Genomic DNA, 24,953 nt, shown 5'->3' with positions numbered 1-24,953 from the left:
ACAACGACAAAAATGCGCTATCCTCTCTTGGTCGATGTAAACACGTCAACAACTCAAAGGAGGTTAGTGATGGGTTTCACGATTCTTGGAACAGGCTCGGCGCTTCCTGAGCGCAGTGTTTCCAATGACGAGCTGTCCGAGTTCCTCGATACCTCGGATGAGTGGATTTTTACCCGCACAGGTATCAAGAGCCGCCACGTCTGCACCACCGAGTCACTTGACGACCTTACCGTAGCGGCGAGCGAGTGGGCACTCCGGGTGTCCGGAATCGACGCGAGCCAGCTGGATCTGATCGTCTGCTCGACGACGACAGGTGATCACCTTGTTCCCGCTGAGGCGTGTGCCGTTGCTGAGCGACTAGGCGCGACGTGCCCTGCCTTCGATGTCTCGGCGGCTTGTGCCGGCTTCGTATTTGCGCTCGATGTCGCCGAGGGCTATATCGCCCGCGGTCGCGCCGAGCATGTGCTGGTCATTGCCGCCGAGCAGATGACGCGCGCGCTCGATTGGACCGACCGTGCCACGTGCGTGCTCTTTGGCGATGGCGCGGGTGCTGTGGTCATAGAGGCTGGGGGAGAGAATCCCCTCGCTGTTGAGCTTTCGACCGCACCCGATGTCGAGACGTTGCGCGTTCCCGGTCTGGTCGGTACCTCGCCGTTTAAGGCCTCCGCAGATAGCGAGAGCGTGCTGTCCATGAATGGCCGCCGCGTGTTCAAGTTCGGCGTCAACGCCATCTGCGACATGGTCCATAAGCTTGCGAGCGATGCGGGCATTTCGGTCGAAGATATCGATCATTTTGTATTCCATCAGGCTAACGAACGAATCCTGAGCCAGGCGGTCAAGCGCCTCGGCGTGCCAGACGAGCGCGTGATTCGAACGCTGCGCGAGACCGGCAACATTTCGAGCGCCTGCATTCCCTTTGCGCTTGACCGGCTGGCACGTACCGACGCACTGAATGCGGGCGACACCATCGCCCTCGTTGGATTTGGCGCCGGCCTGGATATAGGTGGCTATCTGCTTCGTTGGAAGTAGTCGCACATAGGAAATAAAAACGCCCCTAGGGCACAAACAAAGGAGAACTACCATGGCAGATCAGAAGACCTTCGAGCGCGTTTGCGACGTTATCCGCGAGACCGCCGGCCTTGACGACGTCGAGATGAAGCCCGAGTCCACGCTCGAGGAGATCGGCCTCGACAGTCTGGGTACCGTCGAGATTCTCGTGGCCGTCGAGGACGAGTTCGATATTCAGCTCGATACCGAGGAGAACCCTAAGACGGTCGGCGAGTTCGTCGATACGGTTGAGGCGGCATTGGAGAAGTAGAGATGCTCAAGACTCCTCTCTGCGAGCTGCTCGGCATCGAAAAGCCCGTGTTCCAGGGCGGCATGGCCTGGATTGCCGATGCCTCGCTGGCATCTGCCGTGTCCGAGGCAGGCGGCTTAGGGATTATCGCGGCCATGAATGCCGACGCAAACTGGTTGCGCGATCAGATTCACGAGCTGCGCACCAAGACGGATAAGCCCTTTGGCGTCAACGTCATGCTCATGAGCCCATTTGCCGACGAGGTCGCGCAGGTCGTGATTGACGAGCGAGTGCCGGTCGTCGTGACGGGCGCCGGCAATCCCGCCAAGTACATGAAGGCGTGGAACGAGGCGGGCATCAAGGTCATCCCGGTCGTTGCCTCGGTGGCGCTGGCGCGCCTCGTGGCGCGTCGTGGAGCCACGGCGGTTGTTGCCGAGGGCACCGAATCGGGCGGCCATATTGGCGAGACCTCGACGATGGCACTGGTGCCGCAGGTCGTCGATGCGGTCGACATTCCCGTCGTGGCCGCCGGCGGTATTGCCGACGGCCGCGGCGTGGCGGCCGCCTTTATGCTGGGTGCCGCCGGCGTGCAGGTGGGTACGCGCTTTCTGGTCGCAGACGAGTGCACCGTATCGGAGCAGTACAAGGAGATGGTCCTGAAGGCCAACGACACCTCGACGCGTGCGACCGGCCGCTCGACGGGACATCCGGTGCGTGCGCTTAAGAGCCCCTTCACCAACGCGTATGCCAAGAGCGAGGCGGCGGGCGCAAGCTCCGAGGAGCTCGGGGCCATGGGCACCGGCGCCCTTCGCAAGGCCGCCATGGACGGCAATTACGAAGAGGGTTCGTTTTTGTGTGGACAGATTGCCGGCATGGTCAACGAGTGCCAGAGCGCACGTGAAATCGTTGACGACTTGGTCGATGGCGCCGAGCGCGTCCTGAAGGGTGCGTCCGCATGGGTAGCGTAGCGTTTCTGTTTGCCGGCCAGGGCGCCCAACACCCTGCGATGGGCGTCGACCTGATCGAGGCATCGCCGGCGGCTGCCGAGGTGTTCGCGATCGCCGACGAGGTGCGTCCGGGAACCAGCGAGCAGTGCCGGAGCGCCTCCAAGGAGGAGCTGTCGCAGACCGAGAACACGCAGCCTTGCGTGTTCGTCCATGACCTGGCAGCGGCTGCCGCACTGCGTGAGCGCGGCGTGGTGCCTGCCGCCTGTGCGGGATTTTCGCTGGGCGAGGTCGCCGCGCTCACCTTTGCGGGGGCGTTCGATACGCGAGCGGGCTTTGAGCTCGTGTGCGAGCGCGCGGCGCTGATGGCCGCGGCTGCCGAGCGTCACCCCGGCGGCATGCGCGCCGTCATCAAACTCGATGCGGCGCAAGTCGAGAACCTGGCTTCGCAGGTCGGCGAGGACTGCTGGCCGGTCAACTACAACAGCCCGCAGCAGACGGTTGTGGCTGGAACGCCCGATGCGTTGCAGACCCTCGACGTCCTGGTAAAAGAGGCTGGCGGCCGCGCTATGAAAGTCGCGGTGTCGGGTGCATTTCATAGCCCCTATATGGTCGAGGCGACTGAGGGGCTGGCGACGTATATCCAAGCCGGCCACGCGCCGTCTCCGCTGCTGATTCCGGTCATGGCAAACATGACGGCGGCGCCCTATCCGGCGGACCCGCGAGCGGCATCGGATGTCTTGGCCAACCAGGTGAGTCATGCCGTTCGCTGGGTCGACACGCTGCATACTCTGCAGGATCAGGGCATCGATACGTTTATTGAGGTTGGCCCTGGCAAAACGCTGTCCGGCCTGGTCAAGCGTACGCTGAGCGACGTTTGCGTGTATTCGTGCGAAACAGCCGAGCAGGTCGCAGCTATTGCCGACGAGCTCGCATAGTCCACAGGGCTGTAACCCGAAAGGAATGACATGGGCAATTTGAACAACGGCACGCTCGAGCGCAACGACTTACGTCGCGTGGCACTGGTCACGGGCGGCTCGCGTGGTATCGGCCGCGCTTGTGCGGTTGGCCTGGCGGAGGACGGCTTTGATATCGCCGTCGTCTATGCCGGTAGCGTCGATGCGGCGCGCGAGACGTGCGAAGCCTGCGAGGCCGCTGGTGCCACAGCTCGCGCGTATCAATGCGATGTGGCCGACCCCGATGCCGTCAATGCGTGCATTGAGGCCGTGCTCAACGACTTTGGTTCGATTTGGGCGCTCGTCAACAACGCCGGTATCACCCGCGATGGCCTGCTCGTGCGCATGGGCGACGATGCCTTCGACCGCGTGCTCGATGTCAATCTCAAGGGCACGTTCAATGCGACGCGCGCGCTCACCAAGACCTTTATGCGCCAGCGCGGCGGCTGCGTCGTCAACATGAGCTCGGTCGTGGGCCTGATTGGCAATGCCGGGCAAGCCAACTACGCTGCCTCCAAGGCGGGCGTGATCGGCCTGACCAAGGCGGTGGCGCGCGAGCTTGCGCCCCGCGGCGTACGAGTGAACGCGGTCGCCCCCGGGTTTGTCGAGACGGATATGACGGCAAAGCTCTCGGAGAAGGTGCGTGCGGCAACCGAGGAGCAGATTCCCCTTAAGCGTATGGCGCAGCCCGAGGAGGTGGCCGGTGTGGTGCGCTTTTTAGTGAGCGATGCGGCTGCTTACATTACGGGCGAAGTCATACGCGTCGACGGCGGAATGGCGATGTAGAAACCAGAGCCACACAACAGCTTGGATGAGGAGACCATGATGGAACAGAGAGTTGCAATCACCGGCATCGGTGCCGTATCGCCGCTCGGCAACACCGCGCTTGCCACCTGGGCGGCCATGTGCGCCGGCACGTGCGGCATCGGTCCGATCACGCACTTTGATACCGATGCATTTGCCGTCAAGGTGGCGGCCGAGGTCAAGGGTTTTGACGGCAATGAGTACTTTGGCAAGCATGACGCCAAGCATCTCGACCCCTGTGTTCAGTTTGCGATGGCGGCGTCGGACGAGGCCATGCACGATGCGGGCTTTGATGTCGAAGGCGCCATCGATCGCGAGCGCTTGGGCGTCTACGTGGGCTCGGGCGTGGGCGGCATGCAGACGCTTGTCGACAACGTCCACACGATTGCCGATCGCGGGCCTCGTCGCGCATCGCCCTACATGATCGCGATGATGATCCCCAACATGGCTTCGGGCAACATCGCGATTCGCCATAAGGCAAAGGGCCCGACCCTGCCCGTGGTGACCGCGTGCGCAACCTCGGCCCATGCGGTGGGTGAGGCGTTCCGCGCCATCAAGCACGGCTATGCCGATGCAATCCTGGCCGGCGGCGCCGAGGCCGCCATTATCCCCGATGCCGTTGCGGGCTTTACGTCCTGCCGCGCATTGACCACCAACCCCGATCCCGCGACGGCTTGTCGCCCGTTCGATGCAGACCGCGACGGCTTTGTGATGGGCGAGGGCGCCTGCGTGCTCGTGCTCGAGGGTATGGAGCACGCACAGGCTCGCGGTGCGCACATTTACGCCGAGGTCGTGGGCTACGGCAACACCGATGACGCCTACCACATCACGAGTCCCGACCCGGACGCGGCAGGTATCGCCCGTGCGATATCGTTGGCGGTGGCCGAGGGCGACGTTAAGCCTTCCGAGGGCCTCTACATCAACGCCCACGGCACCTCGACCAAGCTCAACGATTCGTCCGAGACTGCGGGCATCAAACGAGCGCTCGGCGAGGACGCGGCGCGCGCCGCACATGTCTCGTCGACCAAGTCGATGACCGGCCACATGATCGGTGCCACGGGCGCCATCGAGGTCATGGCCTGTGCCATGGCGCTCGAGCAGGGTGTGGTGCCGCCGACCATTAACTACCACACGCCCGATCCCGCCTGCGATCTTGACTACACGCCCAATCGCGCGGTTCGCGCCGACCTTACCTGGGCGCTTTCGACCAATCTGGGCTTTGGCGGACACAATGCCGCCATCGCGCTGCGTAGATATGCAAGGAGCTAGAGCATGGATTCCAAAAGACTTGCTGAGATAGCTGATGTTATGGAGGACCGCGGCCTCACGCGCGTGCGCGTTGAGGAGCCCGATGGCACCGCGGTCGAACTCGAGCGCGCGAGCGCCGCGCGGCCGGTTGCCGTGCCCATGCCTATGCCGGGTGCCGTGACTGCTCCGGCGGTGGCTCCTGTCGCCATGCCTGCCGCCGCACCGGAGCCCGCCGCGCAGGCGCCTGCCGCCGCACCGGAGCCCAAGGGCACCGAGGTGACCGCTCCCATGGTCGGCGTTTTCTATGCTGCCCCGGCGCCGGGCGACGAGCCGTTTGTGCACGTGGGCTCCAAGGTCAAGGCCGGCGAGACCCTCTGCATCATCGAGGCCATGAAGGTTCTCAACGAGGTGACGGCAGAGGCGGATGGCGAGGTACTCGAGATCTGCGTGGCCGACGGCGACCTCGTGGAGTTTGGCAGCTGCCTCATGAGGATCGGATAGGTGATATCCATGAACAAAGAAGAGCTCAAGAAACTGTTGCCGCATCGCGAGCCGATGCTTTTGCTCGACGAAGCCGAGCTGGTGGGCAACGAGGCCCACGGCAAGATCACGATTACGGGCGACGAGTACTTTTTGCAGGGGCATTTTCCGGGAAACCCGGTCGTCCCCGGCGTGATTCAGTGCGAGATGCTCGCCCAGAACTGCTGCGTGCTGCTGATGGGCGATGAGGAAGCTCGCGGTGCGACACCGTTCTACACGAGTCTGGACAAGGTGCGCTTTAAGCGTCCGGTGCGCCCGGGCGACACGGTAGATCTGGTGTGCTCCATCACGCGTGCGCGCGGGCCGTTCCGCTTTGCGACGGGTACTGCGAGCGTCAACGGTGAGGTTTGCTGTCGCGCCGATATGTCTTTTGCACTCATGCACGAAAGTTAAGGAAGGCTTCATGTTCGACAAAGTGCTCATCGCCAACCGCGGCGAGGTCGCGGTCCGTGTTATCCGCGCGTGCCGCGATATGGGCATCAAGACCGTCGCCGTCTACTCCACGGCCGATGCGGACGCGCTGCACGTGCAGCTTGCCGACGAGGCGTATTGCATCGGCGGCCCGCGTCTTGCCGAGAGCTACCTCAACGACGATGCCGTGCTCACCTGTGCCGTAAAGTCGGGAGCTAAGGCAATTCATCCCGGTTATGGCTTCTTTTCCGAGAAGGCGAGCTTCGTGCGCGACTGCGACAAGTATGGCCTGGCGTTTGTCGGTCCTTCGGCCGAGGTGATCGACAGCATGGGCGACAAGGACGCCGCGCGTCGAACGGCTGCCGCGGCGGACGTGCCCATCGTGCCGGGCTGTGATTTGCTCAAAAGCCCCGAGGAGGCAACGGCCGAGGCCGAGCGCATTGGCTGCCCCGTGCTTATTAAGGCGCGTGCAGGTGGTGGCGGTCGCGGCATTCGCAAGGTCGAGCGCGTGGAAGATGCGGCAAAGGCGTTCATCGAGGCGCGTGCCGAGGGGGAAGCCGTTTTTGGCGACGGCGAGTGCTACATGGAGAAGTTCGTCGCGCCGGCGCACCACGTTGAGGTGCAGATTATGGCCGATAAGCAGGGCCATGTGTTTTCGCTCGGCGAGCGTGAGTGCTCGGTGCAGCGCCGCAACCAAAAGCTAATCGAGGAGAGCCCCGCGCCGTGCCTCGACGGACACGACGACATTCGTGCTCGCATGCACAAGGCAGCGCGTGACCTGGCTCGTGCCGTCGGCTACGAAGGAGCCGGTACCATCGAGTTCCTGTATTCGGACGACGGCAATTTCTACTTTATGGAAATGAACACGCGCTTGCAGGTGGAGCATCCGGTTACGGAGTTTGTGACCGATACCGACTTGGTCAAGTGGCAGCTGCGCGTGGCGGCCGGCCAGCCCCTGCCCTTTGAGCAGGAGGACGTACCGGTCCGCAACCACGCCATGGAGTGCCGCATCAATGCCGAAACGCCGGACTTTCTGCCGTCATGCGGAACGGTCACCGCGTTGCGTGTGCCGGGTGGTCCGCGCGTGCGCTGGGATTCCGCCATGTTTACCGGTGCGAAAGTCCCGCCGTACTACGATTCCATGCTCGGCAAGCTCATCGTGTGTGCGCCCACGCGCGACGGCGCCATTCGCAAGATGCGCTCGGCCCTGGGCGAGCTCGTGATTGAGGGCGTGAGCGAAAACAGCGAGCTTCAGCTCGACGTGCTGGCAAACGATGAGTTCTTGTCGGGCATGTACCACACCGATCTGATGGGGCATCTCTATGCTGATGAATAGAAAAGCGAAGACGGTCAACGTCCTCGAGGGGCCGATGACCGAGTCGTGCGCCGAGTTTCCCGCGCGCCACGTATTTATCAAGTGTCCGGAGTGCCGCCGCGTGATCGATGAGGCACGCCTGCACGACAACCTTGAGGTCTGCCCTCGTTGCGGCAAACACTTTCGCGTGAGCGGTCGCGCGCGCATGCGCATGACGGTCGACGAGGGCACGTTTGAGGAATGGGATGCCAATCTGGCGTCGGAGGATTTCCTCTCGTTTCCCGGCTATGCCGACAAGCTCAAGAGCGTGAGCGAGCGTTCGGGCGAGCGCGATGCCGTTGTGTGCGGCAAGGGTAAAATCTGCGGCTGCGATACCGCGCTCTTCTTTATGGATGCCAACTTTATGATGGGTTCGATGGGCTCCGTGGTGGGCGAGAAGATCTGCCACGCATTTGAGCGTGCGACCGAGCTGGGATTGTCAGTTGTCGGCTTTACCGTTTCGGGCGGCGCGCGCATGCAAGAGGGCGTGACATCGCTTATGCAGATGGCCAAGATTTCTGCGGCGGTTAGGCGCCACAGTGAGGCGGGCGGCCTGTATATCACGGTGCTCACCGATCCCACGACCGGAGGCGTAACCGCGAGTTTTGCCATGGAGGGCGACATTATCCTGGCCGAGCCCGATGCCCTGACGGCGTTTGCCGGTCCACGCGTGATCGAGCAGAACATGCACAAGCGCCTGCCCAAAGGATTCCAGCGCTCCGAGTTTTTGCTGGAGCATGGCTTTTGCGATGCCGTTGTTCCGCGTGGCGAGATTGCGCTCACGGTAGGCGAGCTGCTGGCGCTGCACGAAGGGCACGCACCCGGCCTGGGGGCACCGCATGAAATCGTGCATACGGGTCGCCGCGGCAAAAAGCTGGGACACTTGTTCAAGCGCTCGACGGCACCAAAAACCGCGCTCGAGATTGTCAAGCAGACCCGCTCGGCAGATCGAGCCACGGCGGGGGAGATGATCTCGCTGGGCCTCGACGGATTTGTGGAGTTGCACGGCGACCGTTACTTTGGCGACGACGCCGCTGTGGTGGCTGGCATTGGCTGGAAAGACGGACACCCCGTAACGGTCATCGCCATCGAGCGCGGCACCACGACCAAAGAGCGTATGCGCCGCAACTTTGGCATGGCGCATCCCGAGGGCTATCGCAAAGCGCGTCGCCTTATGCGCCAGGCCGAAAAGTTTGGTCGACCGGTTCTGTGCCTGGTCGATACTTCGGGTGCGTTTTGCGGCATCGGTGCCGAGGAGCGCGGCCAGGGCGAGGCGATTGCCCGGAATCTCATGGAGATGAGCGGCCTTAAGACACCGATTGTCTCGGTGGTGACAGGCGAGGGCGGCTCTGGTGGCGCGCTGGCGCTGTCCGTGGCTGATCGCATTTTTATGCTTTCGAGCTCGGCCTATTCGGTCGTGAGCCCCGAGGCCTGTGCGTCGATCCTGTGGAAGGATACCGAGCGCGCGAATGAGGCCGCCGAGGCGCTTAAGCTCACGGCCCCCGATCTGTTGGCGCTCGGCATCATCGACGGCATTGTTGACGATAGGGGCCTGTCGCATGAGGAAATCGCCCGTGCCGTCATGTCCTCGGCATTTGATGCCTTCGATACGCTTGGACGGCTCGACGACGCGACCCTCACAAACCTCCGCTACGAAAAGTACCGCGCAATCGGTCAGTACCGCACGATGTGACAAAGGGACAGCCCACATGTCACATTGGGAAAGGCGCTCCATGTCACAAGTTTCTAACACCTCGTTTACAACGACGGTTTCATCAAACGCCATGGCCGTGGTGGACTATCTGTCTAAAAGCATGATGTCGGCGTTGCCATTCATTGTCTGCGCGGCGTTGTTCCGCACCGTCGCCGTCATTATGGGCGAGGGCATGCTGGGCCTGTGGTCTGCCGATTCCGAAATCTATCGCCTGTTCTACAGTTGGCTCTATAACGCCGGCTACTACTTTTTGCCCATTTATCTCGGTTGGGCGGCCGCCCGCCAGCTCGGTTGCTCGGAGCAGCTGGGCATGATGCTGGGCGGCGTATTGATTGCGCCCGATCTGCTTAAGCTCGTCGATGCCGCATCGACGACGGGGGCATCGATGACTTCCGTGTATGGTCTGCTTCCCGCGCCGGTCAACGATTACACGACGACTGTTATTCCGGTTCTCATCTCGGTGCCCGTGCTATGGCGAGTGGAGTGTTTCTTTCGGCGCGTTATCCCTAAGGCCGTGGCGTTTTCGTTCGTTCCGTTTGCAACCATGCTCGTCATGGTTCCGGTTTCGCTGTGTATCACGGCGCCGGCGGGCAGCTATCTGGGCATGCTGTTGGGGCAGCTTATGTTTATGCTTGGCAATTCCGGTGGTATCGTGTCGCTGCTCACGCTCATGGGGCTTGCCGCGGGCTGGGAGTTCCTTAAGATCGTGGGTGTCAGTAACGTTGTCCTATCGCTTGCGTACGCGCAGTTTATGAGTGTGGGAACGGATTCGTGCATTCTCATTGCCGCGACAATGGCGACGTTCGCTGTTTGGGGCATGCCCTTTGGCGCGTCGCTCCGCGTTGCGGGTAAGGATGAGAAGGCGCTCATGCTGGGCTATTCAATCTCAGGCGTGCTTGGCGGCGTAAGCGAGCCGGCGCTGTACGGTTGCGGCTTTAAATATGGAAGGTGCCTGACGTGCATGGCCATTGGCGGCGCCTTAGGAGGCCTTGTTGCGGCCGTGGGCCACGTTACGGCCTATACCATCGGCATGACGAATGTTCTTATGGTCATTGGCTTTGCCACGGGCGGCATTTCGAACCTGCTGTGGTGCTGCGTTGCCGGCGGCACGGCATTTGCGGTGTCTGCGGCGCTGAGCTACTGCTTTGGCGTGGTGCCGGCGAAGGGGCGGGCGACGGGGGATGGAGCCGGTTCGCCCGAAACAGTGGCAAGCGCTGCTGAAGCAAGCGCATAAACCTGTGCAACAAAAGGACGATTCCTTTGTCATGTTCCAAGGCCGCGGCTCGTGTGGGTTGCGGCCTTTTTGTATCTGGGGGACAAAGTGGCTACACTACAATCCGTTTGAGCAATAGATATATAGGTAGTACCGTGGGGGCGGATGTAGATGGTCGAGTGGATTGTTCGTCGTGCGCAGGGCGACCGTGCGCGCGTGGGCACGTTGACGGGCGTGGTGTGTATTCTCGCCAATGTGGCACTATGCGCTGCGAAGGGCGCAATTGGCGTGCTGTCGGGATCGGTTTCGATCGTGGCGGATGCCATGAATAACCTGTCCGATGCCAGCTCGAATATCGTGAGCGTGCTGGGCTTTAAGCTGGCGAGCAAGCCGGCCGACCCCGAGCATCCTTACGGACATGGCCGCTACGAGTATCTCTCGGGTCTGGTCGTGGCGGCGCTCGTGCTGCTGATCGGCCTTGAGCTTATCAAGTCCTCGTTTGAGCGCATCATCCACCCCGAGCCTGTCGAGTTCTCGCTTGCCCTGGTGGTAGTCCTGGCACTTTCGATGGTTGTTAAGCTGTGGATGGCGGCCCTCAACCAAAAGCTCGGTGACCGCATTGAGTCCGAGACGCTACATGCGACCGCTCAGGATTCCAAGAACGATGTCCTTGCCACAGGCGCCGTGTTAGTGTGCGCGATTGTTTCCCAGGTGACGCACATCAATCTTGACGCATGGGTCGGCCTTGCCGTTGGCGCCTATATTGGCTGGAGCGGCTTTGAGCTTATCCAAGATACGGTGAGCCCGCTTTTGGGTCAGGCACCCGATCCCAAGTTGGTCAAGCACATCCGAGACAAGATCATGAGCTACCCCGGTGTTTTGGGCGTTCATGACCTAATGGTTCACGATTACGGTCCGGGCAGGAAGTTTGCAAGCGCGCACGCCGAGATGGCGGCCGAGGCCAGCCCGCTGGAAAGCCACGACACGCTCGATAACATCGAGCAGTCGTTTAGGAACGAGGACGGCATGATCGTCACGCTCCATTACGATCCCATCGTGACCGACGATCCAAAGGTGGCGAGCATGCGCCTGCGTATCAACGCAATGGCTCAGGAGATCGATAGCCGCCTTTCGATTCACGACCTTCGTTGCGTGCCGGGTCCCACGCACACCAACGTGATCTTTGACTGCGTGCGTCCCTCGGATCTGCAGATGAGTGCCGAAGACGTAAAGCACGCGCTGGCACAACGAGTCGAATCGGAATATCCCAAGTCGATTGCCAAGATTACGATCGACGAAGACTACGTAGGGCATACCCACGAGTAGGGCTGTGCCGGCAAGGTAACTGAAGCAGAAGGGGAGAGCATGAAGCGTCTCTATCTACTCCGTCACGGCCAGACGGAATTCAACGTCAAAAAGCTGGTCCAGGGCCGCTGCGATTCACCGCTCACCAATTTGGGCCGTCAGCAGGCACGGGCGGCAGCCGCATGGCTCAAGGCCCACGGCGTCGTCCCCGACAAAGTGGTCTCATCACCCTTAGGCCGAGCCATGGACACGGCAAGTCTCGTCGCACGCGAACTTCTCGGCCCGGACGCCGCTGTCGAGCCCTGCGAAGGCATCATCGAGCGCTGCTACGGCACCTTCGAAGAAGGCCCCCACGACGCGCTACCCACCGACGTTTGGGATCCGGGCGAGGATCTGGTCCCCTTCGGAGGAGAGGGAAGCAAAGCGTTACAAGAACGCATGGTAGCCACCCTCACCAATATCATGGGCTCCGAGGGCATCGAAACCCTCTTAGCAGTAAGCCACGGCAGCGCCAGCCGCCAATTCATCAAGGCCGCAGCCCCAGAGGGCTTCGAGCTCCCAGCAAAACTTCCCAACTGCGCCATCATGATCTTCGATTTCGATGAGGCAAAGCCACAAGCAGAGGGCGAGCCAATGCAATGCAAGTTCACCCTTCAGCAAATAGTGGACCCCAAACAAAGTCATTAGCCTGAACGAGCAAGGTTTAGCAGACATCAACGTGGCGTTCCCGGTGTGCGGCGGAGGGGGCGGGCCTGAGGCATATTAAGGTTGTCGCGAGTTCCGCACGAACAGGAGAGCACTTAATGTGCTCTCCGTCGTGAGCAGGACTGTAGAGCAGCAACCTTAATATGCCTCAGGCCCGCCCCCTCCGCCGCACACCGGGAACGTGCCACGCACTTTACCTGCGTAAACAATGTGAGTGAAATATGAATCTCGATGGATACGCCCGCAGCCGTGTATACTAAACAGCTGTGTGAAACCAGGGGAGTATTCTGGCTGGACAAAATGCCTGCTTAATAGGGTTGTCAGGTAGTCCGGACATAATACAAGGTTGGGGAGCACGTCGTGTAAGTAGTGGTCCTCTAGGGGCGTACGCTCGGTGGTGTACGCATTGTCCCAAGACCACGCGAGAGTTGGGATCATATCTTGATCAGCATGATTCTCGGCCGCAAGATTGGCATGACCCAGGTTTGGGACGAGGACGACAACGTCGTTCCCGTCACGGTCATCCAGGCTGGCCCCTGCGCTGTCTCGCAGGTTAAAACTCAGGCAACCGACGGCTATGACGCCGTCCAGATCGGTTTCGGCGACATCAAGGCCAAGAACGTGAACAAGCCCATGGCTGGTCACTTCGCTAAGGCTGGCGTCGAGCCTGTCCGTTTCCTTCGTGAGGTCCGCGTCGAGAACGGCGAGGAGCACAAGGTCGGCGAGGTCGTCACCGTCGCTGATTTCGCTGATGTCGAGAAGGTCGACGTCATCGGTACCTCCAAGGGTAAGGGCTTCCAGGGTCGCATCAAGCGCTGGGGTCAGCGCCGCGGTCCTATGACGCATGGTTCTCACTTCCAGCGTCACCCCGGTTCTATCGGTCAGTGCGCCTATCCTGCGCGCGTCCTCAAGGGCGTCAAGATGGCCGGTCACATGGGTAACGAGCGCGTTACCGTTAAGAACCTTTCCGTTGTCCGCATCGATGCCGAGCAGAACCTCATCTTGGTCAAGGGCGCTGTCCCGGGTGCCAAGAATGGTCTCGTCGCCATCCGTATGGCCTAAGGGCCCAGCCCATTTAGCCCAGCGTCATACCAAGGAGAACACTTAAATGGCAAAGTTTGAAGTAAAGAACAGCGAGGGCAAGAAGGTCGCCGAGGCCGAGCTCGCCGCTGAGGTGTACGGCATCGAGCCGAACATCCACGTTATGCACCACATCGTCAAGTGCCAGATGGCCTCTTGGCGTCAGGGCACCCAGTCCGCTAAGGGCCGCTCTGAGGTTTCCGGTGGCGGCAAGAAGCCTTGGCGTCAGAAGGGCACCGGCCGTGCCCGCCAGGGTTCCATCCGTGCTGCCCAGTGGCGTCACGGTGGCGTTGTCTTCGCCCCCAAGCCCCGTTCCTACGCTAAGCGTATGAACAACAAGGAGGTCAAGCTGGCTATGCGCTCCGCGCTGTCCGCCAAGCTGGCCGATGGCGAGCTCGTGCTCGTCGACGACTACGGCTTCGAGAAGCCTTCCACCAAGGCTGCCGTAGCCATGCTCAAGGCTCTCGGCCTTGAGGGCAAGCGTCTGACCATCATCGTTCGCGATGAGGACGTCAACGCCTACCTGTCGTTCCGCAACATTCCCAAGACGTTCATCATCACTGCCGACGAGGCCAACACCTACGATCTCGTCAACAACAACGCTGTGCTGATGCCCGCCGACATCGCCGCTCACTTCGGGGAGGTGCTTGCATAAATGACCGCCCACGAGATCATCATCCGTCCGATCGTGTCCGAGCGTTCCTTCTCCGGCATGGAGCAGAACAAGTACACGTTCGAGGTCGCCAAGGATGCTAACAAGTATCAGATCAAGGACGCTGTCGAGGAGATCTTCGGCGTCAAGGTCGTTCGCGTGAACACCCTGACGGTCAAGCCCAAGACCAAGCGCGTGCGCTATGTCGCCGGCAAGACCCGTTCTTGGAAGAAGGCCATCGTCACGCTGGCCGAGGGCGACACCATCGAGGTCTTTGGCAACCAGGCCTAAGACTCGCTGCTGTTGAGTGAGCTCATGCCTCCCAAATAGGGGAGGCGAGAGCTCAAGGTTTTGGGCGTATAAAATGGACACGCCCGGAGCCGTGTATACGTCCGGTGTCATCGCACCCGAGGCAGAACCTCGAATCCCTGTCTGCGATGGCTAACGGATTCCTATTGAAAGGGATTGTAATGGCTGTAAAGCACCTTAAGCCGACCTCCGCTGGTAGGCGTTGGCAGACGATCTCCGACTTCTCCGAAATCACCTGCACCAAGCCCGAGAAGTCTCTTCTCGAGCCCCTGCCCAAGAAGGCCGGTCGTAACAACAACGGCCGCATCACCACCCGCCACCAGGGCGGCGGCGTGAAGCGTCGTTACCGCGTGATCGACTTCAAGCGCAACAAGGACGGCGTGCCCGCCAAGGTTGCCACGATCGAGTACGATCCGAACCGTTCCGCTCGCATCGCTCTGCTGCACTACGCTGACGGTGAGAAGCGCTACATCCTGGCCCCCAAGGGCCTCGAGGTCGGTCAGACCATCATGTCCGGTTCTGACGCCGACATCAAGCCGGGCAACGCTCTGCCCCTCGCCGACATCCCCGTCGGTACGCTCATCCACGCCGTCGAGTTCCAGCCGGGCAAGGGCGCCGCTATCGCCCGTTCCGCCGGTAACTCCTGCCAGCTGATGGGTAAGGAGGGCAAGTACGCTATCGTCCGTATGCCTTCCTCCGAGATGCGCCGCATCCTCGTTACCTGCCGCGCCACCGTCGGTGAGGTCGGCAATGCCGATCACGCCAACATCGTCATCGGCAAGGCCGGCCGTAAGCGTCACATGAACGTGCGCCCGACCGTCCGCGGTACCGTCATGAACCCTGTCGACCACCCGCACGGCGGTGGCGAGGGCAAGAACCACACCTCTGGTCGTCCCTCTGTTACCCCCTGGGGTAAGCCGACGAAGGGCCTTCGTACGCGCAAGAAGAAGAAGGTCTCGAACCAGCACATCATTCGTCGCCGTAAGAAGTAATTTCGGATACCGAGTTTTAGGAGAAAGCACTTATGAGCAGAAGTCTCAAAAAGGGCCCGTTCGTGGAGACTCGCCTTCTCTCGCGTATCACCGCGATGAACGAGGCTGGCAAGAAGGACGTCGTGAAGACCTGGTCCCGCGCGTCCACCATCTTCCCCGAGATGGTTGGTCACACCATCGCCGTCCACGACGGCCGCAAGCATGTGCCCGTGTATGTTACCGAGTCCATGGTTGGTCACAAGCTCGGCGAGTTCGCGCCGACTCGTACGTTCCGTGGCCACAAGGCCAAATAGGGGGTTAACCGTAAATGGCAACTAAGTCTATTGAAACTGAGGCCACCGAGGTTCGCGCCGTCGCTAAGTACGTGCGTGTTTCCCCCAGCAAGGCCCGCCTGGTGGTCGATCTGATCCGCCGCAAGCCTGTCGCTCAGGCCTTCGACATCCTCCACTTCTGCGACCGCGCCGTCGCCGTGGATGTCGAGAAGGTTCTCCGTTCCGCCGTTGCGAACGCCGAGAACAACAACGGTCTGCGTGCCGACAACCTGGTTGTCGCCGCTGCCTATGTTGACGAGGGTCCGACGCTTAAGCGCATCCGTCCCCGCGCCAAGGGTTCCGCTTCTCGCATTCTGAAGCGTACTTCCCACATCACCGTCGTCGTTGCTCCTCGAAAGGAGGCGTAAAGCTGTATGGGTCAGAAAGTCTACCCCACCGGCTTCCGTCTTGGCATCACCGAGAACTGGCGCTCCCGCTGGTTCGCAGAGAAGGATTACGCTAAGACCCTCGGTAACGATCTCGAGATCCGCAAGTACCTCGAGAAGCGTCTTTCCCGCGCAGCTGTCTCCCGCGTCGAGATCGAGCGCGCTGGCGACAAGGTGAAGGTCATCATCCTCACCGCTCGCCCCGGCGTTGTCATCGGTAAGAAGGGTGCCGAGATCGATACCCTCCGCACCGAGCTCGAGAAGGTCGCTGGCGTCTCCAAGGGCCAGCTCTCCGTCGACGTTGTCGAGATCAAGCGTCCCGAGCTCGACGCCAACCTCGTTGCTCAGTCCATCGCTGAGCAGCTCGAGGGCCGCGTTGCCTTCCGTCGCGCTATGCGCAAGGCTGTCCAGTCCGCCCGCAAGGCCGGCGCCAAGGGCATCCGTATCCAGTGCTCCGGTCGTCTCGGCGGTGCCGAGATGGGCCGTCGTGAGTGGTACCGCGAGGGTCGCGTGCCTCTGCACACCCTCCGTGCCAAGATCGACTACGGCACGGCTGTCGCCAGCACCACCATGGGTGCCTGTGGCGTGAAGGTCTGGATCTACCTGGGCGAGAAGCTCCCGGGCCAGCCTGTTCCCAACCCTGCACTCGAGGGCTCTTCCCGTCCTCGTCGTCGTAACTCCGAGAGGAGGGGTCAGTAGTGCTTGCCCCTAAGCGTATTCTTCACCGCAAGGTGCAGCGTGGCTCCATGAAGGGCCAGGCCAAGGGTAATACCGAGCTGCATTTCGGCGAGTTTGGTATCCAGGCTCTCGAGGCCCATTGGATCACCAACCGTCAGATCGAGGCCGCTCGTATTGCCATGACCCGCTACATGAAGCGTGGCGGTCGTGTCTACATCACGATCTTCCCCGATAAGCCCATCACCAAGAAGCCTGCCGAGACTCGCATGGGTTCTGGTAAGGGTAACCCCGAGGAGTGGGTGGCCGTCGTCAAGCCCGGCCGCATCATGTTCGAGGTCAAGGGCGTGCCCGAGGAGGTCGCTCGCGAGGCTCTGCGTCTTGCACAGCACAAGCTTCCCATCAAGACCAAGATTGTTGCTGCCAAGAACGCTGAGCAGCGCATCGAGAAGGAGATGGCTGAGGAGGCCGCTCTCGAGGCCAAGTGGGCTGCTGAGGACGCCGCCGCCGCCAAGGAGGAGAACTAATGAAGCCCGCAGAGATTCGTGAGCTCTCGGACGCTCAGCTCGTTGAGAAGCTGAAGGAAATGCGCGCCGAGCTCTTTAACCTTCGTTTCCAGATGGCCACCAGCCAGCTGGACAACACCGCTCGCGTCAACACCGTGAAGAAGGACATCGCTCGCGTCCTCACGGAGCAGCGCGCCCGTGAGATCGCAGCGGAGAAGTCCGCTGTCGCCGAGTAGGACCTAAGGAGAGAACATGACTGATTCGCGTAACTCGCGTAAGGTCCGTACGGGTGTCGTTACCTCCGTCTCCGGTGCCAAGACCATTGTTGTCACCATCACCGAGCGCAAGCGTCACCCCAAGTACGGCAAGATGATGACCAGCTCCAAGAAGCTGCACGCTCACGACGAGGAGTGCACGGCTGGCGTGGGCGACACCGTCCGCGTTATGGAGACCCGTCCTATGTCCAAGATGAAGCGTTGGCGCCTCATCGAGGTCGTCGAGCGCGCTAAATAAGCAGTCGCTCTTACGACTTGTACGTTTCCGAAGATGTGCGTATGCCTGGCTTGCATACCACGGGCCGTATAAAGGCTGCGCACCTCTCTTCGGTTCTTAGTTCGGAGGAACATCTACCATGATTCAGATGCAAACCATGCTGAACGTCGCCGACAACTCCGGCGCTCGCAAGATTCGCTGCATCAAGGTGCTTGGCGGTTCCAAGCGTCGTTATGCAGGCATCGGCGATGTGTTCATCGGTGCTGTCCAGGAGGCTACCCCTGGCGCCAACGTCAAGAAGAAGGACGTTGTCCGTTGCGTCGTCGTTCGTACCGTTAAGGAGATCCGCCGCAAGGATGGCTCCTACATTCGCTTTGATGAGAACGCCTGCGTTGTCATCAACAACGATGGTTCGCCCGTCGGCACCCGTATCTTCGGGCCCGTCGCTCGCGAGCTTCGTGACAAGAAGTACATGAAGATCGTCTCGCTCGCTCCCGAGACCCTGTAGTTAGGGGAGATATATGTATATCAAGAAGGGCGATAAGGTCCAGGTTCTCTCTGGTAAGGATCGCGGCAAGCAGGGCGTTGTCCTGCGTGCTCTCCCCGCCGAGAACAAGGTCGTTGTCGAGGGCGTTTCGGTCGTCAAGAAGGCCGTCAAGCCCAACGCTGCCAACCAGCAGGGCGGCATCGTTTCGCAGGAGGCTCCCATCGACGCCTCCAACGTCAATCTCGTTTGCCCCGAGTGCGGTAAGGTTACCCGCGTCGGTCACGAGAAGGACGGCAAGAACAAGCTGCGCGTCTGCAAGAAGTGCGGCCACAAGTTCTAAGCTGCCCGCAACAGTTAAGTTGCTAGCAAAGGCCCGGATGCCACGGCACCCGGGCCTTTTTTGATCCCTATTCATTGGGTACTCATTGGGGACAGGCTTAAATGAGTGATTGCGCGCACGAAGGCTGGCGTGACAGTTGGTCAGCTTGTGCGTTGCTGCGGACTCGGTGAGGCAACGGTTAAAAGGGCAACTGTTGGCTGGCGCGACGCCTCAAATGATCCGTTTTCCTCCGTCCCCAAGGGATCAGGTGATGCGTATTTGTGTGTAGTTACGTGCGTAGGATTGCGTGATTGTGCTTGTATATGCGCCATCTGCTGCTGAATTTTGACCATTTAGCGGTAATACACGCAGAAGCACGCACATACACGCGCATTTGTGCGAATATAGAGCTGTCAGAAATAAAAGACTTTTCACGACGCAGGAGGCAGATATGGCAGATTGTAAACAGGCTCCGCTTGATGCTGCGGCAGCCGCAAAGGCAGCGTTCGCTTCGGTCCAGGACAAGCCATTCCCCGATGATATCTTTACGGCTCCCGAGCTTCGTTGGGCTGTGATCGGGTGCGGTGTTATCGCCAACCAGATGGCCCAGTCTCTCGCTCTTTCCGGCCGCAAGCTTGCGGGCGTCGCCAACCGCACGCTGTCCAAGGCTCAGGCTTTTGCCGATCAGTATGGCATCGAGAAGGTCTACGAATCGGTCGAGGACCTCTATGCCGATCCGAACATCGACGCGATCTATATCACCACGCCGCATAACACGCACATCACCTATCTGCGTGCGGCCCTGGCAGCTGGCAAGCACGTGCTTTGCGAGAAGGCCATCACCCTCAACTCCGCCGAGCTCGACGAGGCGCGTGCCATTGCCGACGAGCATAACGTGATCCTCATGGACGCCACTACGGTGCTCCATATGCCCTTGTATCAGGAGCTGCGCCGCCGCATGGATGTCGGCGAGTTTGGCCGCATGAACCTCGCCCAACTCAACTTTGGCAGCTACAAGGAGTACGGCGACCTGACCAACCGTTTCTACAATCGCAACCTTGCTGGCGGTGCCATGCTCGACATTGGCGTCTATGCCCTGTCCGTTATGCGCCTCTTTATGGCAAGCCAGCCCGCTGAGGTCGTTTCGCTGGGCAACACCTGTGAGACCGGCGTTGACGTTGCGGGCGGCATCGTCTGCCGTAATGCCGAGCAGCAGCTGGGTGTTGTGAGCCTTACGCTTCACTCCAAGCAGCCCAAGCGCTCGGTCATCAGCTTTGACAAGTGCTATATCGAGGTCAACGAGTATCCGCGTGCCGATCACGCGACCATCGTGTGGACTGCGGACGGCCACCGCGAGGAGGTCCACGCCGGCACCGAGGCTTACGCCCTGTGCTATGAGATGGCCGATCTTGAGAAGGCCGTTGCCGGCGACGACTCCAAGCGCGAGCTACTGGATTATGCTTCTGATGTTATGGAGCTTATGACCAAGCTTCGCACCGACTGGGGAGTCGTGTACCCCGAGGAGGAGTAAGCGATGCTTGCGGAAGATAGGCTCAACGCGATCGTGTCGATGGTGCAGCAGGCCGGCTCGGTTACCGTGCCGGAGCTTGCCGAGGCTCTGGGCGTGACGGCGTCTACCATTCGGCGCGACCTGCAGACGCTCGATCGAGCGCACCGCATCGCTAAGGTCCACGGTGGAGCGACGAGTCTTGAGCGCGCGCACGTGACGCGTGACTTAACACTCAACGAGCGCAGCGACCTCCATAACGACGATAAGGAGCGTATCTGCGCCCGTGCGGCGGCGCTTGTGGAGCCCGAGAGCTTTGTATACATCGACTCGGGCTCGACGACGCTCAAGCTCATCGAGCATCTTCCACACCTTGAAGATGTCACCTATGTGACCGATTCCGTGCTCCATGCTCAGCACCTCGCTTTGCGCGGCATGCGTACCGTGGTGCTGGGCGGCGAGCTCAAGCCCGAGACCGAGGCGCTCGTTGGCCCCGATGCCTTGGCAACCCTAGACCGCTACAACTTCAATTGTGGCTTTTGGGGCTCTAACGGCATTGCCGCCGAGCAGGGCTTCACGGCGCCCGATATCGAGGAAGCGCAAGTAAAGCGTATCTCGATGCGCCATACGGCCAAGCGCTTCGTAATCTCGGACGCCAGTAAATTTGGCATGGTGGCGCCCGTCAAGTTCGCGGATTTTCGCGATGCAACGATTATTACCGCGGGCGAGGTCCCCGCCAAGTACCGGGCAATGGACAACGTCATCACGGTCTAGAAGCAGGGGCAGGCTAAGGCCAAAACCACCGCGAAGGTACCTGTCCCCATTGTGGTGGTTTAGGGCTCCCAGGGGCAGGGGGCTTCGATGTGGATGTGCTCGCCGGTAACGGGATGCGTAAAGGACACGCTGTGGGCGTGGAGCATCAATCCGCATGGGCGCGGCGTTCCGTACAGGTCGTCGCCCACCAGCGGATGGTGCTCGCTGGCCAGATGGACGCGAATCTGATGCTTGCGGCCGGTGAGCAGCTCGACATCGATATACGAACGCGTGGGCAGGCCTCGACGGCTCTTAAGGCGCTTGAGCACCTTGACGCGCGTCTGAGACGGCTTGCCGCTGGCACCGACGCGCATCTTGCGGCTATCGTGGCGGTCGCGGGCGATCGGCTTGTCGATGAGCTTTTCGTTCCAGTCTATCTTGCCCTCGGCCAGCGCCAGATAGTGCTTTTCGAAGGCGTGGTCGTTCACCATCTGGTCAAAGGCGGGCTGCGTCTGTTTGTCGAGCGAGAACAGAACCACGCCGGTGGTGTTGCGGTCCAGGCGGTTGAGCGGCTGCATGTCGGTCGCGGCAAAGCCGTCGCCCATCGCCAGCAGCAGATCGCTGGCGTAGTCGGTAAGTGTGCGCTCGCCGGTGCCGTCACCGTGGACGATCATGCCGGCGGGCTTATCGATGGCCATGAGCCAGGCGTCGCAGTAGAGGACTTGGGGTTCTTCGTTCACGTGTAAGCCTTTCGGTTAGCTAATTCCCACAAACATACAGCCCGAGGTGGCGCCGTGCAGGCGGGCGGCGGGCTTACGGCCGGCCTGCGCGGCCTCGATGGCGCGACGGACGCGTGCGACGGCGCGGCCAATCTCATCGGACTCGAGCAGGGTTCCGTCAACCATAAGACGGCGCACGCCGGCGTCGAGCAGCTGCGGAACCTGCGGCGTGAGGTCGATGGGGTAGGCATCGTACAGGCGCGAGCGGCCGTGGACGTCGGTGCGCACTGGCATGACCTTGCCATCGATATTCTTGAGCGACAGCTTGCGGGCGCGCAGGCGGCAATTGGCGCAATCGTGGATACAACCGTTGGCAACCTGCAGGATGCAGTGCTCGCTCGTCATAACGCGCGGGCGGCCGAAAACGGTGATGCCCAGGGCTGCGGGCGCGGAGGTGCCAAGCGAGATAATCTCGTCGAGCGTGATCTCGGGCGAGAGCCAAAACGCCCCGGCCCCGCGCTCGGCGAGTGCCTCCATGCAGGGCGTGTTGTGCACCGGCAGGCAAGAGCGAATCTCGACCGTGGCGCCGGCCTGCGCGGCTACGGCGAGCTCGGAGATATTGCCGACGGCGACGGTGGCTCCGGCATTGATCCAGGGATCGACGCGTGCGTGGTCAACGGCGCGGCAGACCTCGTCGAGTACGGGCACGATGCCCTGCTCAAACGCATCGGCGGGGGAGAGCTCGGCCGCATCGAGCGCGTCGGTGGTCATGTAGATGCGCGTTGCACCCTCGGCGCGAGCAGCCTCGGCGGCCTCGAACGAGGTGACGGTGGCGCAGATTTGCGGCTCATCGCGGTAGTGCTCGGGCATGGGGCGGGAATCACTGGTGACAATCGCCGGCAGCTCGAGCGTGCGGGCACGCTTCGCGTACGGTGCCAGAATGGCCTCCTCGAGCGCCTTGCAAGCGGCTGTGCGCACCTTATGTACGGCGGAAAAGCCCATGCCGCAGCCCTCATCGAGCGTCACATCAAAGCTCGCGGCCTCAAAGGGCGAGGAGCCCATGCGGCCTACATGCTCAACCAGATCGGACGCCTCGACCGCGCGGGTCTTGGCGGCCTCGACGGTAAAGCCCGTGGCCGTGGCGGTGAGCGTGGGGTCGTCGCAGCAGGTGAGCGTCACGGTAAAAGGCTCGCCAAGGCGCGCCACGACGGACACGTCTACGGCGCGGCGGCGCAGCACGTCGCGCTTGAGCGCGGCGCCGGCGGCGTCGATAGCGCGCTGGCTTCGAATCACGCGTACGCGGCAACCTTCGGGCATGCTACGGGGCACGCGGCACTCGATGATGTCGCCGGCAGCGGCATCATCGGCGGCGATGGTGGTCAGGAATTGGTCGAACTCATCGTCGTGACGAAGTTCCAGCAGGTCGCCCTTGCCCACGGGCTCAAACAGCTCGATGCGGGCGATGGCGGCGCGGCGACGACGGTCGTCAGGCTTGAGCCCGCGCACATCGCGGTTGGCCAGGCGGCTGCCCAGCACCGTGCCCACGATCTGGCCGCGGTTGTTGGAGCGCTCGTAGCTCATCATCTCGTCGCCCGAGGTGCCGTCTTGGTAGGCGTGCGTAAAGTCACGGTTAAAGCAGCGCTTGAGTTGGCGCTGGCGGGCGGCCTCTTCATCCTTAGAGGTCGAAACATGGGCCAGCATGTCATCAATCTGATGACGATACACGTCGACGATGGAATACACGTAATCGGGGGCCTTCATGCGGCCCTCGAGCTTGAGCGATGCGGCGCCGGCGTCATACAGACGGCGAACAAGCTGCGAGGTATTGGTGTCGCGCGGGCATAGCGCGCGTTCGCGACCGGCAGGGGAGAGCGAGCGGCCGTTCTCGTCGATTAGCTCGTAAGGCAGGCGACAGGGCTGAGCGCACATGCCGCGGTTGGCCGAGCGGCCCGCCATGGCAAAACTCGAGAGAAGGCACAGACCCGAGTAGCAAAAGCAGATGGCACCGTGGCTAAAGACCTCGAGGTCGACGTCGGGCGCGGCGTCGTGGATGGCGGCGATCTCGTCAATGGAGAGCTCGCGCGAGAGGGTCACGCGGTCGGCGCCCTGCTCGCGGCACCAAATAGTCCCGCGGTCGTCATGGATGTTCGCCTGGGTCGAGATGTGTGTCTCGATGCCGGGCATGGTGCGCTTGACCTCAAAGAACAGGCCCCAGTCCTGGATAATGAAGGCGTCGGCGCCCAGCGTGGAACAGCGGTGGATGAGCTGCAGCGCATCGCCCATCTCGGACTGCTTGATGACGATGTTTACCGTGACATAAACGCGCGAGCCGGCCAGGTGTGCAGCACGGCAGGCCTGTTCAAAGGCCTCGTCGGTAAAGTTTGTTGCCTTGCGGCGGGCGTTGAAGCTGCCCATGCCGCAGTAGATGGCGTCTGCCCCGGCAGCGAGCGCGGCGGCAAAAGGCTCGGGCCCTCCGGCGGGCGCCAAAAGCTCGGGTCTGCGGTTGGTGGTTCGACTGGCGGTTGCGGTCATATCCTGCCTTTCAAAATGCTCAGATACTCAAAAGTATAGTGGCGTCGCTGCGGTGGGCGACGCCCGCAGCCTAAGCAGGACAAAGTCTTCAGCAGCTTGGACTGGCTGCTCCACATGAGAACCGTTCAGCGGTTCGGGGAAACCGTTGGGCGATAAAATATTCTCGCAAGCTGATAATATTCTTGCATCAAACAGAAACCTTGAGTACTATCCCAATCAAGCGCGGTGTTCAGACCGAACTGTGCCTCCCGGTGCGAACACCGCGCTCACGCTCTCTCAATTGATCGTAAGGAGAAAAACATGAGCAAGACCGTCGTGTCTTCCGATAACGCACCCGCAGCCATCGGCCCGTATTCCCCCGGTATCCAGGCCGGCAACATGGTGTTCCTGTCCGGCCAGCTGGGCATCGATCCCGCGACCGGCAAGATGCCCGAGGGCGTCGAGGCCCAGGCCAAGCAGTCCCTCGCCAACGTCGAGGCCCTGCTGACCGCTGCCGGCGCTACCTTTGCCGATGTCGTCAAGACCACGGTCTACCTGGCCGACATCGTCGACTTCGCCGCCGTGAACGAGATCTACGCCTCCAAGTTTGAGGCCCCGTTCCCCGCGCGCAGCGCCTTCCAGGTTGCCGCCCTTCCGGCTGGCGGTCTGGTCGAGATCGAGGTCGTTGCCGCTCTCTAAGGCGTTGGCCACAACTAAACATGACATGCAAAAAGACCCTGCAGCGCGTGCGAGCTGCAGGGTC

29 protein-coding genes and 1 pseudogene are annotated in these 24,953 nt (G+C 61.4%); 28 read left to right on the top strand and 2 right to left on the bottom strand.

Going from position 1 to position 24,953, the window contains the following annotated elements; translation table 11 throughout:
- The first annotated feature begins 69 nt into the window (after window positions 1–69).
- From DW870_RS00900 to DW870_RS00770, 27 genes and pseudogenes are all read left to right on the top strand, one after another.
- Window positions 70–1,029 (top strand): 3-oxoacyl-ACP synthase III family protein, encoded by a 960-nt coding sequence (locus tag DW870_RS00900; RefSeq protein ID WP_117876614.1) that lies wholly within the window; start codon window positions 70–72, stop codon window positions 1,027–1,029.
- Between the two features lie 52 nt (window positions 1,030–1,081).
- A complete protein-coding gene (locus tag DW870_RS00895) occupies window positions 1,082–1,318 on the top strand; it encodes an acyl carrier protein (RefSeq protein ID WP_117797419.1) in 237 nt (78 codons plus the stop codon).
- 2 nt (window positions 1,319–1,320) lie between these two features.
- Window positions 1,321–2,265 (top strand): enoyl-[acyl-carrier-protein] reductase FabK, encoded by a 945-nt coding sequence (fabK, locus tag DW870_RS00890; RefSeq protein ID WP_117797420.1) that lies wholly within the window; start codon window positions 1,321–1,323, stop codon window positions 2,263–2,265.
- Window positions 2,253–3,179, top strand: a complete 927-nt coding sequence (locus tag DW870_RS00885; RefSeq protein ID WP_117876612.1) for an ACP S-malonyltransferase — start codon at window positions 2,253–2,255, stop codon at window positions 3,177–3,179. Before fabK ends, DW870_RS00885 begins: the two co-directional genes overlap by 13 nt.
- 30 nt (window positions 3,180–3,209) lie before the next feature.
- The gene (gene fabG / locus DW870_RS00880) at window positions 3,210–3,983 is read left to right on the top strand and encodes a 3-oxoacyl-[acyl-carrier-protein] reductase (protein ID WP_117769359.1); all 774 of its coding nucleotides are present in this window, start codon (window positions 3,210–3,212) and stop codon (window positions 3,981–3,983) included.
- A gap of 39 nt (window positions 3,984–4,022) precedes the next feature.
- Window positions 4,023–5,270 carry a beta-ketoacyl-ACP synthase II gene (fabF, locus tag DW870_RS00875; protein ID WP_117769361.1) on the top strand — a complete coding sequence of 416 codons (1,248 nt, stop codon included), beginning with the start codon at window positions 4,023–4,025 and terminating at the stop codon, window positions 5,268–5,270.
- 3 nt (window positions 5,271–5,273) lie between these two features.
- Complete coding sequence (accB, locus tag DW870_RS00870; protein ID WP_117769363.1) at window positions 5,274–5,750, top strand: acetyl-CoA carboxylase biotin carboxyl carrier protein; 477 nt, start codon at window positions 5,274–5,276, stop codon at window positions 5,748–5,750.
- Window positions 5,751–5,759: 9 nt separating this feature from the next.
- Complete coding sequence (gene fabZ / locus DW870_RS00865) at window positions 5,760–6,182, top strand: 3-hydroxyacyl-ACP dehydratase FabZ (RefSeq protein WP_117769365.1); 423 nt, start codon at window positions 5,760–5,762, stop codon at window positions 6,180–6,182.
- Window positions 6,183–6,192: 10 nt separating this feature from the next.
- A complete protein-coding gene (locus DW870_RS00860; RefSeq protein WP_117769367.1) occupies window positions 6,193–7,536 on the top strand; it encodes an acetyl/propionyl/methylcrotonyl-CoA carboxylase subunit alpha in 1,344 nt (447 codons plus the stop codon).
- Window positions 7,529–9,247 (top strand): acetyl-CoA carboxylase, carboxyltransferase subunit beta, encoded by a 1,719-nt coding sequence (gene accD, locus DW870_RS00855; protein ID WP_233506174.1) that lies wholly within the window; start codon window positions 7,529–7,531, stop codon window positions 9,245–9,247. The genes DW870_RS00860 and accD overlap by 8 nt, the downstream gene beginning before the upstream one ends.
- A gap of 40 nt (window positions 9,248–9,287) precedes the next feature.
- A complete protein-coding gene (locus tag DW870_RS00850; protein ID WP_117876610.1) occupies window positions 9,288–10,502 on the top strand; it encodes a PTS transporter subunit EIIC in 1,215 nt (404 codons plus the stop codon).
- A gap of 150 nt (window positions 10,503–10,652) precedes the next feature.
- Entirely contained in the window at window positions 10,653–11,807 is a 1,155-nt protein-coding gene (locus tag DW870_RS00845; protein WP_117848305.1) for a cation diffusion facilitator family transporter, read from the top strand.
- 39 nt (window positions 11,808–11,846) lie between these two features.
- The gene (locus DW870_RS00840) at window positions 11,847–12,473 is read left to right on the top strand and encodes a histidine phosphatase family protein (protein WP_117848306.1); all 627 of its coding nucleotides are present in this window, start codon (window positions 11,847–11,849) and stop codon (window positions 12,471–12,473) included.
- Window positions 12,474–12,932: 459 nt separating this feature from the next.
- Window positions 12,933–13,553 carry a 50S ribosomal protein L3 gene (gene rplC, locus DW870_RS00835; RefSeq protein ID WP_035137484.1) on the top strand — a complete coding sequence of 207 codons (621 nt, stop codon included), beginning with the start codon at window positions 12,933–12,935 and terminating at the stop codon, window positions 13,551–13,553.
- Between the two features lie 46 nt (window positions 13,554–13,599).
- Window positions 13,600–14,226 (top strand): 50S ribosomal protein L4, encoded by a 627-nt coding sequence (gene rplD / locus DW870_RS00830; protein WP_006235032.1) that lies wholly within the window; start codon window positions 13,600–13,602, stop codon window positions 14,224–14,226.
- Window positions 14,227–14,514: a 50S ribosomal protein L23 gene (gene rplW / locus DW870_RS00825; protein WP_006235033.1), complete on the top strand. Its 288-nt coding sequence runs from the start codon at window positions 14,227–14,229 to the stop codon at window positions 14,512–14,514. It begins immediately after the preceding gene.
- Window positions 14,515–14,693: 179 nt separating this feature from the next.
- On the top strand, window positions 14,694–15,524 hold the full coding sequence (gene rplB / locus DW870_RS00820) for a 50S ribosomal protein L2 (protein WP_055250219.1): 831 nt from the start codon (window positions 14,694–14,696) through the stop codon (window positions 15,522–15,524).
- 32 nt (window positions 15,525–15,556) lie between these two features.
- On the top strand, window positions 15,557–15,817 hold the full coding sequence (rpsS, locus tag DW870_RS00815; RefSeq protein WP_006235035.1) for a 30S ribosomal protein S19: 261 nt from the start codon (window positions 15,557–15,559) through the stop codon (window positions 15,815–15,817).
- 14 nt (window positions 15,818–15,831) lie between these two features.
- Window positions 15,832–16,203: a 50S ribosomal protein L22 gene (rplV, locus tag DW870_RS00810; protein ID WP_006235036.1), complete on the top strand. Its 372-nt coding sequence runs from the start codon at window positions 15,832–15,834 to the stop codon at window positions 16,201–16,203.
- 6 nt (window positions 16,204–16,209) lie between these two features.
- The gene (gene rpsC, locus DW870_RS00805; protein WP_006235037.1) at window positions 16,210–16,920 is read left to right on the top strand and encodes a 30S ribosomal protein S3; all 711 of its coding nucleotides are present in this window, start codon (window positions 16,210–16,212) and stop codon (window positions 16,918–16,920) included.
- Window positions 16,920–17,315 (top strand): annotated as a pseudogene (gene rplP, locus DW870_RS00800) (50S ribosomal protein L16); the annotation flags it as partial. The gene rpsC and the pseudogene rplP, both read left to right, overlap by 1 nt.
- Before the next feature lie 107 nt (window positions 17,316–17,422).
- The gene (gene rpmC, locus DW870_RS00795; RefSeq protein ID WP_006235039.1) at window positions 17,423–17,638 is read left to right on the top strand and encodes a 50S ribosomal protein L29; all 216 of its coding nucleotides are present in this window, start codon (window positions 17,423–17,425) and stop codon (window positions 17,636–17,638) included.
- Window positions 17,639–17,654: 16 nt separating this feature from the next.
- The gene (gene rpsQ, locus DW870_RS00790; RefSeq protein WP_006235040.1) at window positions 17,655–17,915 is read left to right on the top strand and encodes a 30S ribosomal protein S17; all 261 of its coding nucleotides are present in this window, start codon (window positions 17,655–17,657) and stop codon (window positions 17,913–17,915) included.
- 118 nt (window positions 17,916–18,033) lie between these two features.
- Window positions 18,034–18,402, top strand: a complete 369-nt coding sequence (rplN, locus tag DW870_RS00785; RefSeq protein ID WP_006235041.1) for a 50S ribosomal protein L14 — start codon at window positions 18,034–18,036, stop codon at window positions 18,400–18,402.
- Window positions 18,403–18,415: 13 nt separating this feature from the next.
- Window positions 18,416–18,721, top strand: coding sequence for a 50S ribosomal protein L24 (gene rplX / locus DW870_RS00780; protein WP_006235043.1), 306 nt, complete (start codon window positions 18,416–18,418; stop codon window positions 18,719–18,721).
- A gap of 430 nt (window positions 18,722–19,151) precedes the next feature.
- The gene (locus tag DW870_RS00775; RefSeq protein ID WP_117769377.1) at window positions 19,152–20,231 is read left to right on the top strand and encodes a Gfo/Idh/MocA family protein; all 1,080 of its coding nucleotides are present in this window, start codon (window positions 19,152–19,154) and stop codon (window positions 20,229–20,231) included.
- 3 nt (window positions 20,232–20,234) lie between these two features.
- A complete protein-coding gene (locus DW870_RS00770; protein WP_117769379.1) occupies window positions 20,235–20,981 on the top strand; it encodes a DeoR/GlpR family DNA-binding transcription regulator in 747 nt (248 codons plus the stop codon).
- A gap of 59 nt (window positions 20,982–21,040) precedes the next feature.
- On the opposite strand, the gene DW870_RS00765 is transcribed toward DW870_RS00770, so the two are convergent.
- Together DW870_RS00765 and DW870_RS00760 are read right to left on the bottom strand one after the other, a co-directional pair.
- Window positions 21,041–21,700, bottom strand: a complete 660-nt coding sequence (locus DW870_RS00765; RefSeq protein WP_233504573.1) for an RluA family pseudouridine synthase — start codon at window positions 21,698–21,700, stop codon at window positions 21,041–21,043.
- A gap of 15 nt (window positions 21,701–21,715) precedes the next feature.
- Complete coding sequence (locus DW870_RS00760) at window positions 21,716–24,211, bottom strand: U32 family peptidase (protein WP_117848308.1); 2,496 nt, start codon at window positions 24,209–24,211, stop codon at window positions 21,716–21,718.
- Between the two features lie 300 nt (window positions 24,212–24,511).
- On the opposite strand from DW870_RS00760, the gene DW870_RS00755 reads away from it, so the two are divergent.
- Window positions 24,512–24,889, top strand: a complete 378-nt coding sequence (locus DW870_RS00755) for a Rid family detoxifying hydrolase (protein ID WP_117769383.1) — start codon at window positions 24,512–24,514, stop codon at window positions 24,887–24,889.
- The last annotated feature ends 64 nt before the right edge of the window (window positions 24,890–24,953 follow it).

The sequence above is a fragment of the Collinsella sp. AM38-1BH genome (genome assembly GCF_003467545.1).
Classification (GTDB): Bacteria; Actinomycetota; Coriobacteriia; order Coriobacteriales; family Coriobacteriaceae; genus Collinsella.
Note: the sequence above shows the minus strand (reverse complement) of the source record. Positions and strands in the feature narration are given on the sequence as shown.

What these genes read in the sequence shown, in the direction of transcription:
- rplX (WP_006235043.1), top strand. Translation starts at nt 18,416, where the DNA reads ATGTATATCAAGAAGGGCGATAAGGTCCAGGTTCTCTCTGGTAAGGAT.
- fabG (WP_117769359.1), top strand. Translation starts at nt 3,210, where the DNA reads ATGGGCAATTTGAACAACGGCACGCTCGAGCGCAACGACTTACGTCGC.
- DW870_RS00775 (WP_117769377.1), top strand. Translation starts at nt 19,152, where the DNA reads ATGGCAGATTGTAAACAGGCTCCGCTTGATGCTGCGGCAGCCGCAAAG.
- DW870_RS00760 (WP_117848308.1), bottom strand. Translation starts at nt 24,211, where the DNA reads ATGACCGCAACCGCCAGTCGAACCACCAACCGCAGACCCGAGCTTTTG.
- rplD (WP_006235032.1), top strand. Translation starts at nt 13,600, where the DNA reads ATGGCAAAGTTTGAAGTAAAGAACAGCGAGGGCAAGAAGGTCGCCGAG.
- rplB (WP_055250219.1), top strand. Translation starts at nt 14,694, where the DNA reads ATGGCTGTAAAGCACCTTAAGCCGACCTCCGCTGGTAGGCGTTGGCAG.
- DW870_RS00860 (WP_117769367.1), top strand. Translation starts at nt 6,193, where the DNA reads ATGTTCGACAAAGTGCTCATCGCCAACCGCGGCGAGGTCGCGGTCCGT.
- rpmC (WP_006235039.1), top strand. Translation starts at nt 17,423, where the DNA reads ATGAAGCCCGCAGAGATTCGTGAGCTCTCGGACGCTCAGCTCGTTGAG.
- fabZ (WP_117769365.1), top strand. Translation starts at nt 5,760, where the DNA reads ATGAACAAAGAAGAGCTCAAGAAACTGTTGCCGCATCGCGAGCCGATG.
- DW870_RS00770 (WP_117769379.1), top strand. Translation starts at nt 20,235, where the DNA reads ATGCTTGCGGAAGATAGGCTCAACGCGATCGTGTCGATGGTGCAGCAG.
- DW870_RS00885 (WP_117876612.1), top strand. Translation starts at nt 2,253, where the DNA reads ATGGGTAGCGTAGCGTTTCTGTTTGCCGGCCAGGGCGCCCAACACCCT.
- rplN (WP_006235041.1), top strand. Translation starts at nt 18,034, where the DNA reads ATGATTCAGATGCAAACCATGCTGAACGTCGCCGACAACTCCGGCGCT.
- DW870_RS00895 (WP_117797419.1), top strand. Translation starts at nt 1,082, where the DNA reads ATGGCAGATCAGAAGACCTTCGAGCGCGTTTGCGACGTTATCCGCGAG.
- DW870_RS00845 (WP_117848305.1), top strand. Translation starts at nt 10,653, where the DNA reads ATGGTCGAGTGGATTGTTCGTCGTGCGCAGGGCGACCGTGCGCGCGTG.
- accB (WP_117769363.1), top strand. Translation starts at nt 5,274, where the DNA reads ATGGATTCCAAAAGACTTGCTGAGATAGCTGATGTTATGGAGGACCGC.
- DW870_RS00900 (WP_117876614.1), top strand. Translation starts at nt 70, where the DNA reads ATGGGTTTCACGATTCTTGGAACAGGCTCGGCGCTTCCTGAGCGCAGT.
- accD (WP_233506174.1), top strand. Translation starts at nt 7,529, where the DNA reads ATGAATAGAAAAGCGAAGACGGTCAACGTCCTCGAGGGGCCGATGACC.
- rpsQ (WP_006235040.1), top strand. Translation starts at nt 17,655, where the DNA reads ATGACTGATTCGCGTAACTCGCGTAAGGTCCGTACGGGTGTCGTTACC.
- fabK (WP_117797420.1), top strand. Translation starts at nt 1,321, where the DNA reads ATGCTCAAGACTCCTCTCTGCGAGCTGCTCGGCATCGAAAAGCCCGTG.
- rplV (WP_006235036.1), top strand. Translation starts at nt 15,832, where the DNA reads ATGGCAACTAAGTCTATTGAAACTGAGGCCACCGAGGTTCGCGCCGTC.
- fabF (WP_117769361.1), top strand. Translation starts at nt 4,023, where the DNA reads ATGGAACAGAGAGTTGCAATCACCGGCATCGGTGCCGTATCGCCGCTC.
- DW870_RS00755 (WP_117769383.1), top strand. Translation starts at nt 24,512, where the DNA reads ATGAGCAAGACCGTCGTGTCTTCCGATAACGCACCCGCAGCCATCGGC.
- DW870_RS00850 (WP_117876610.1), top strand. Translation starts at nt 9,288, where the DNA reads ATGTCACAAGTTTCTAACACCTCGTTTACAACGACGGTTTCATCAAAC.
- DW870_RS00840 (WP_117848306.1), top strand. Translation starts at nt 11,847, where the DNA reads ATGAAGCGTCTCTATCTACTCCGTCACGGCCAGACGGAATTCAACGTC.
- rpsC (WP_006235037.1), top strand. Translation starts at nt 16,210, where the DNA reads ATGGGTCAGAAAGTCTACCCCACCGGCTTCCGTCTTGGCATCACCGAG.
- rpsS (WP_006235035.1), top strand. Translation starts at nt 15,557, where the DNA reads ATGAGCAGAAGTCTCAAAAAGGGCCCGTTCGTGGAGACTCGCCTTCTC.
- rplW (WP_006235033.1), top strand. Translation starts at nt 14,227, where the DNA reads ATGACCGCCCACGAGATCATCATCCGTCCGATCGTGTCCGAGCGTTCC.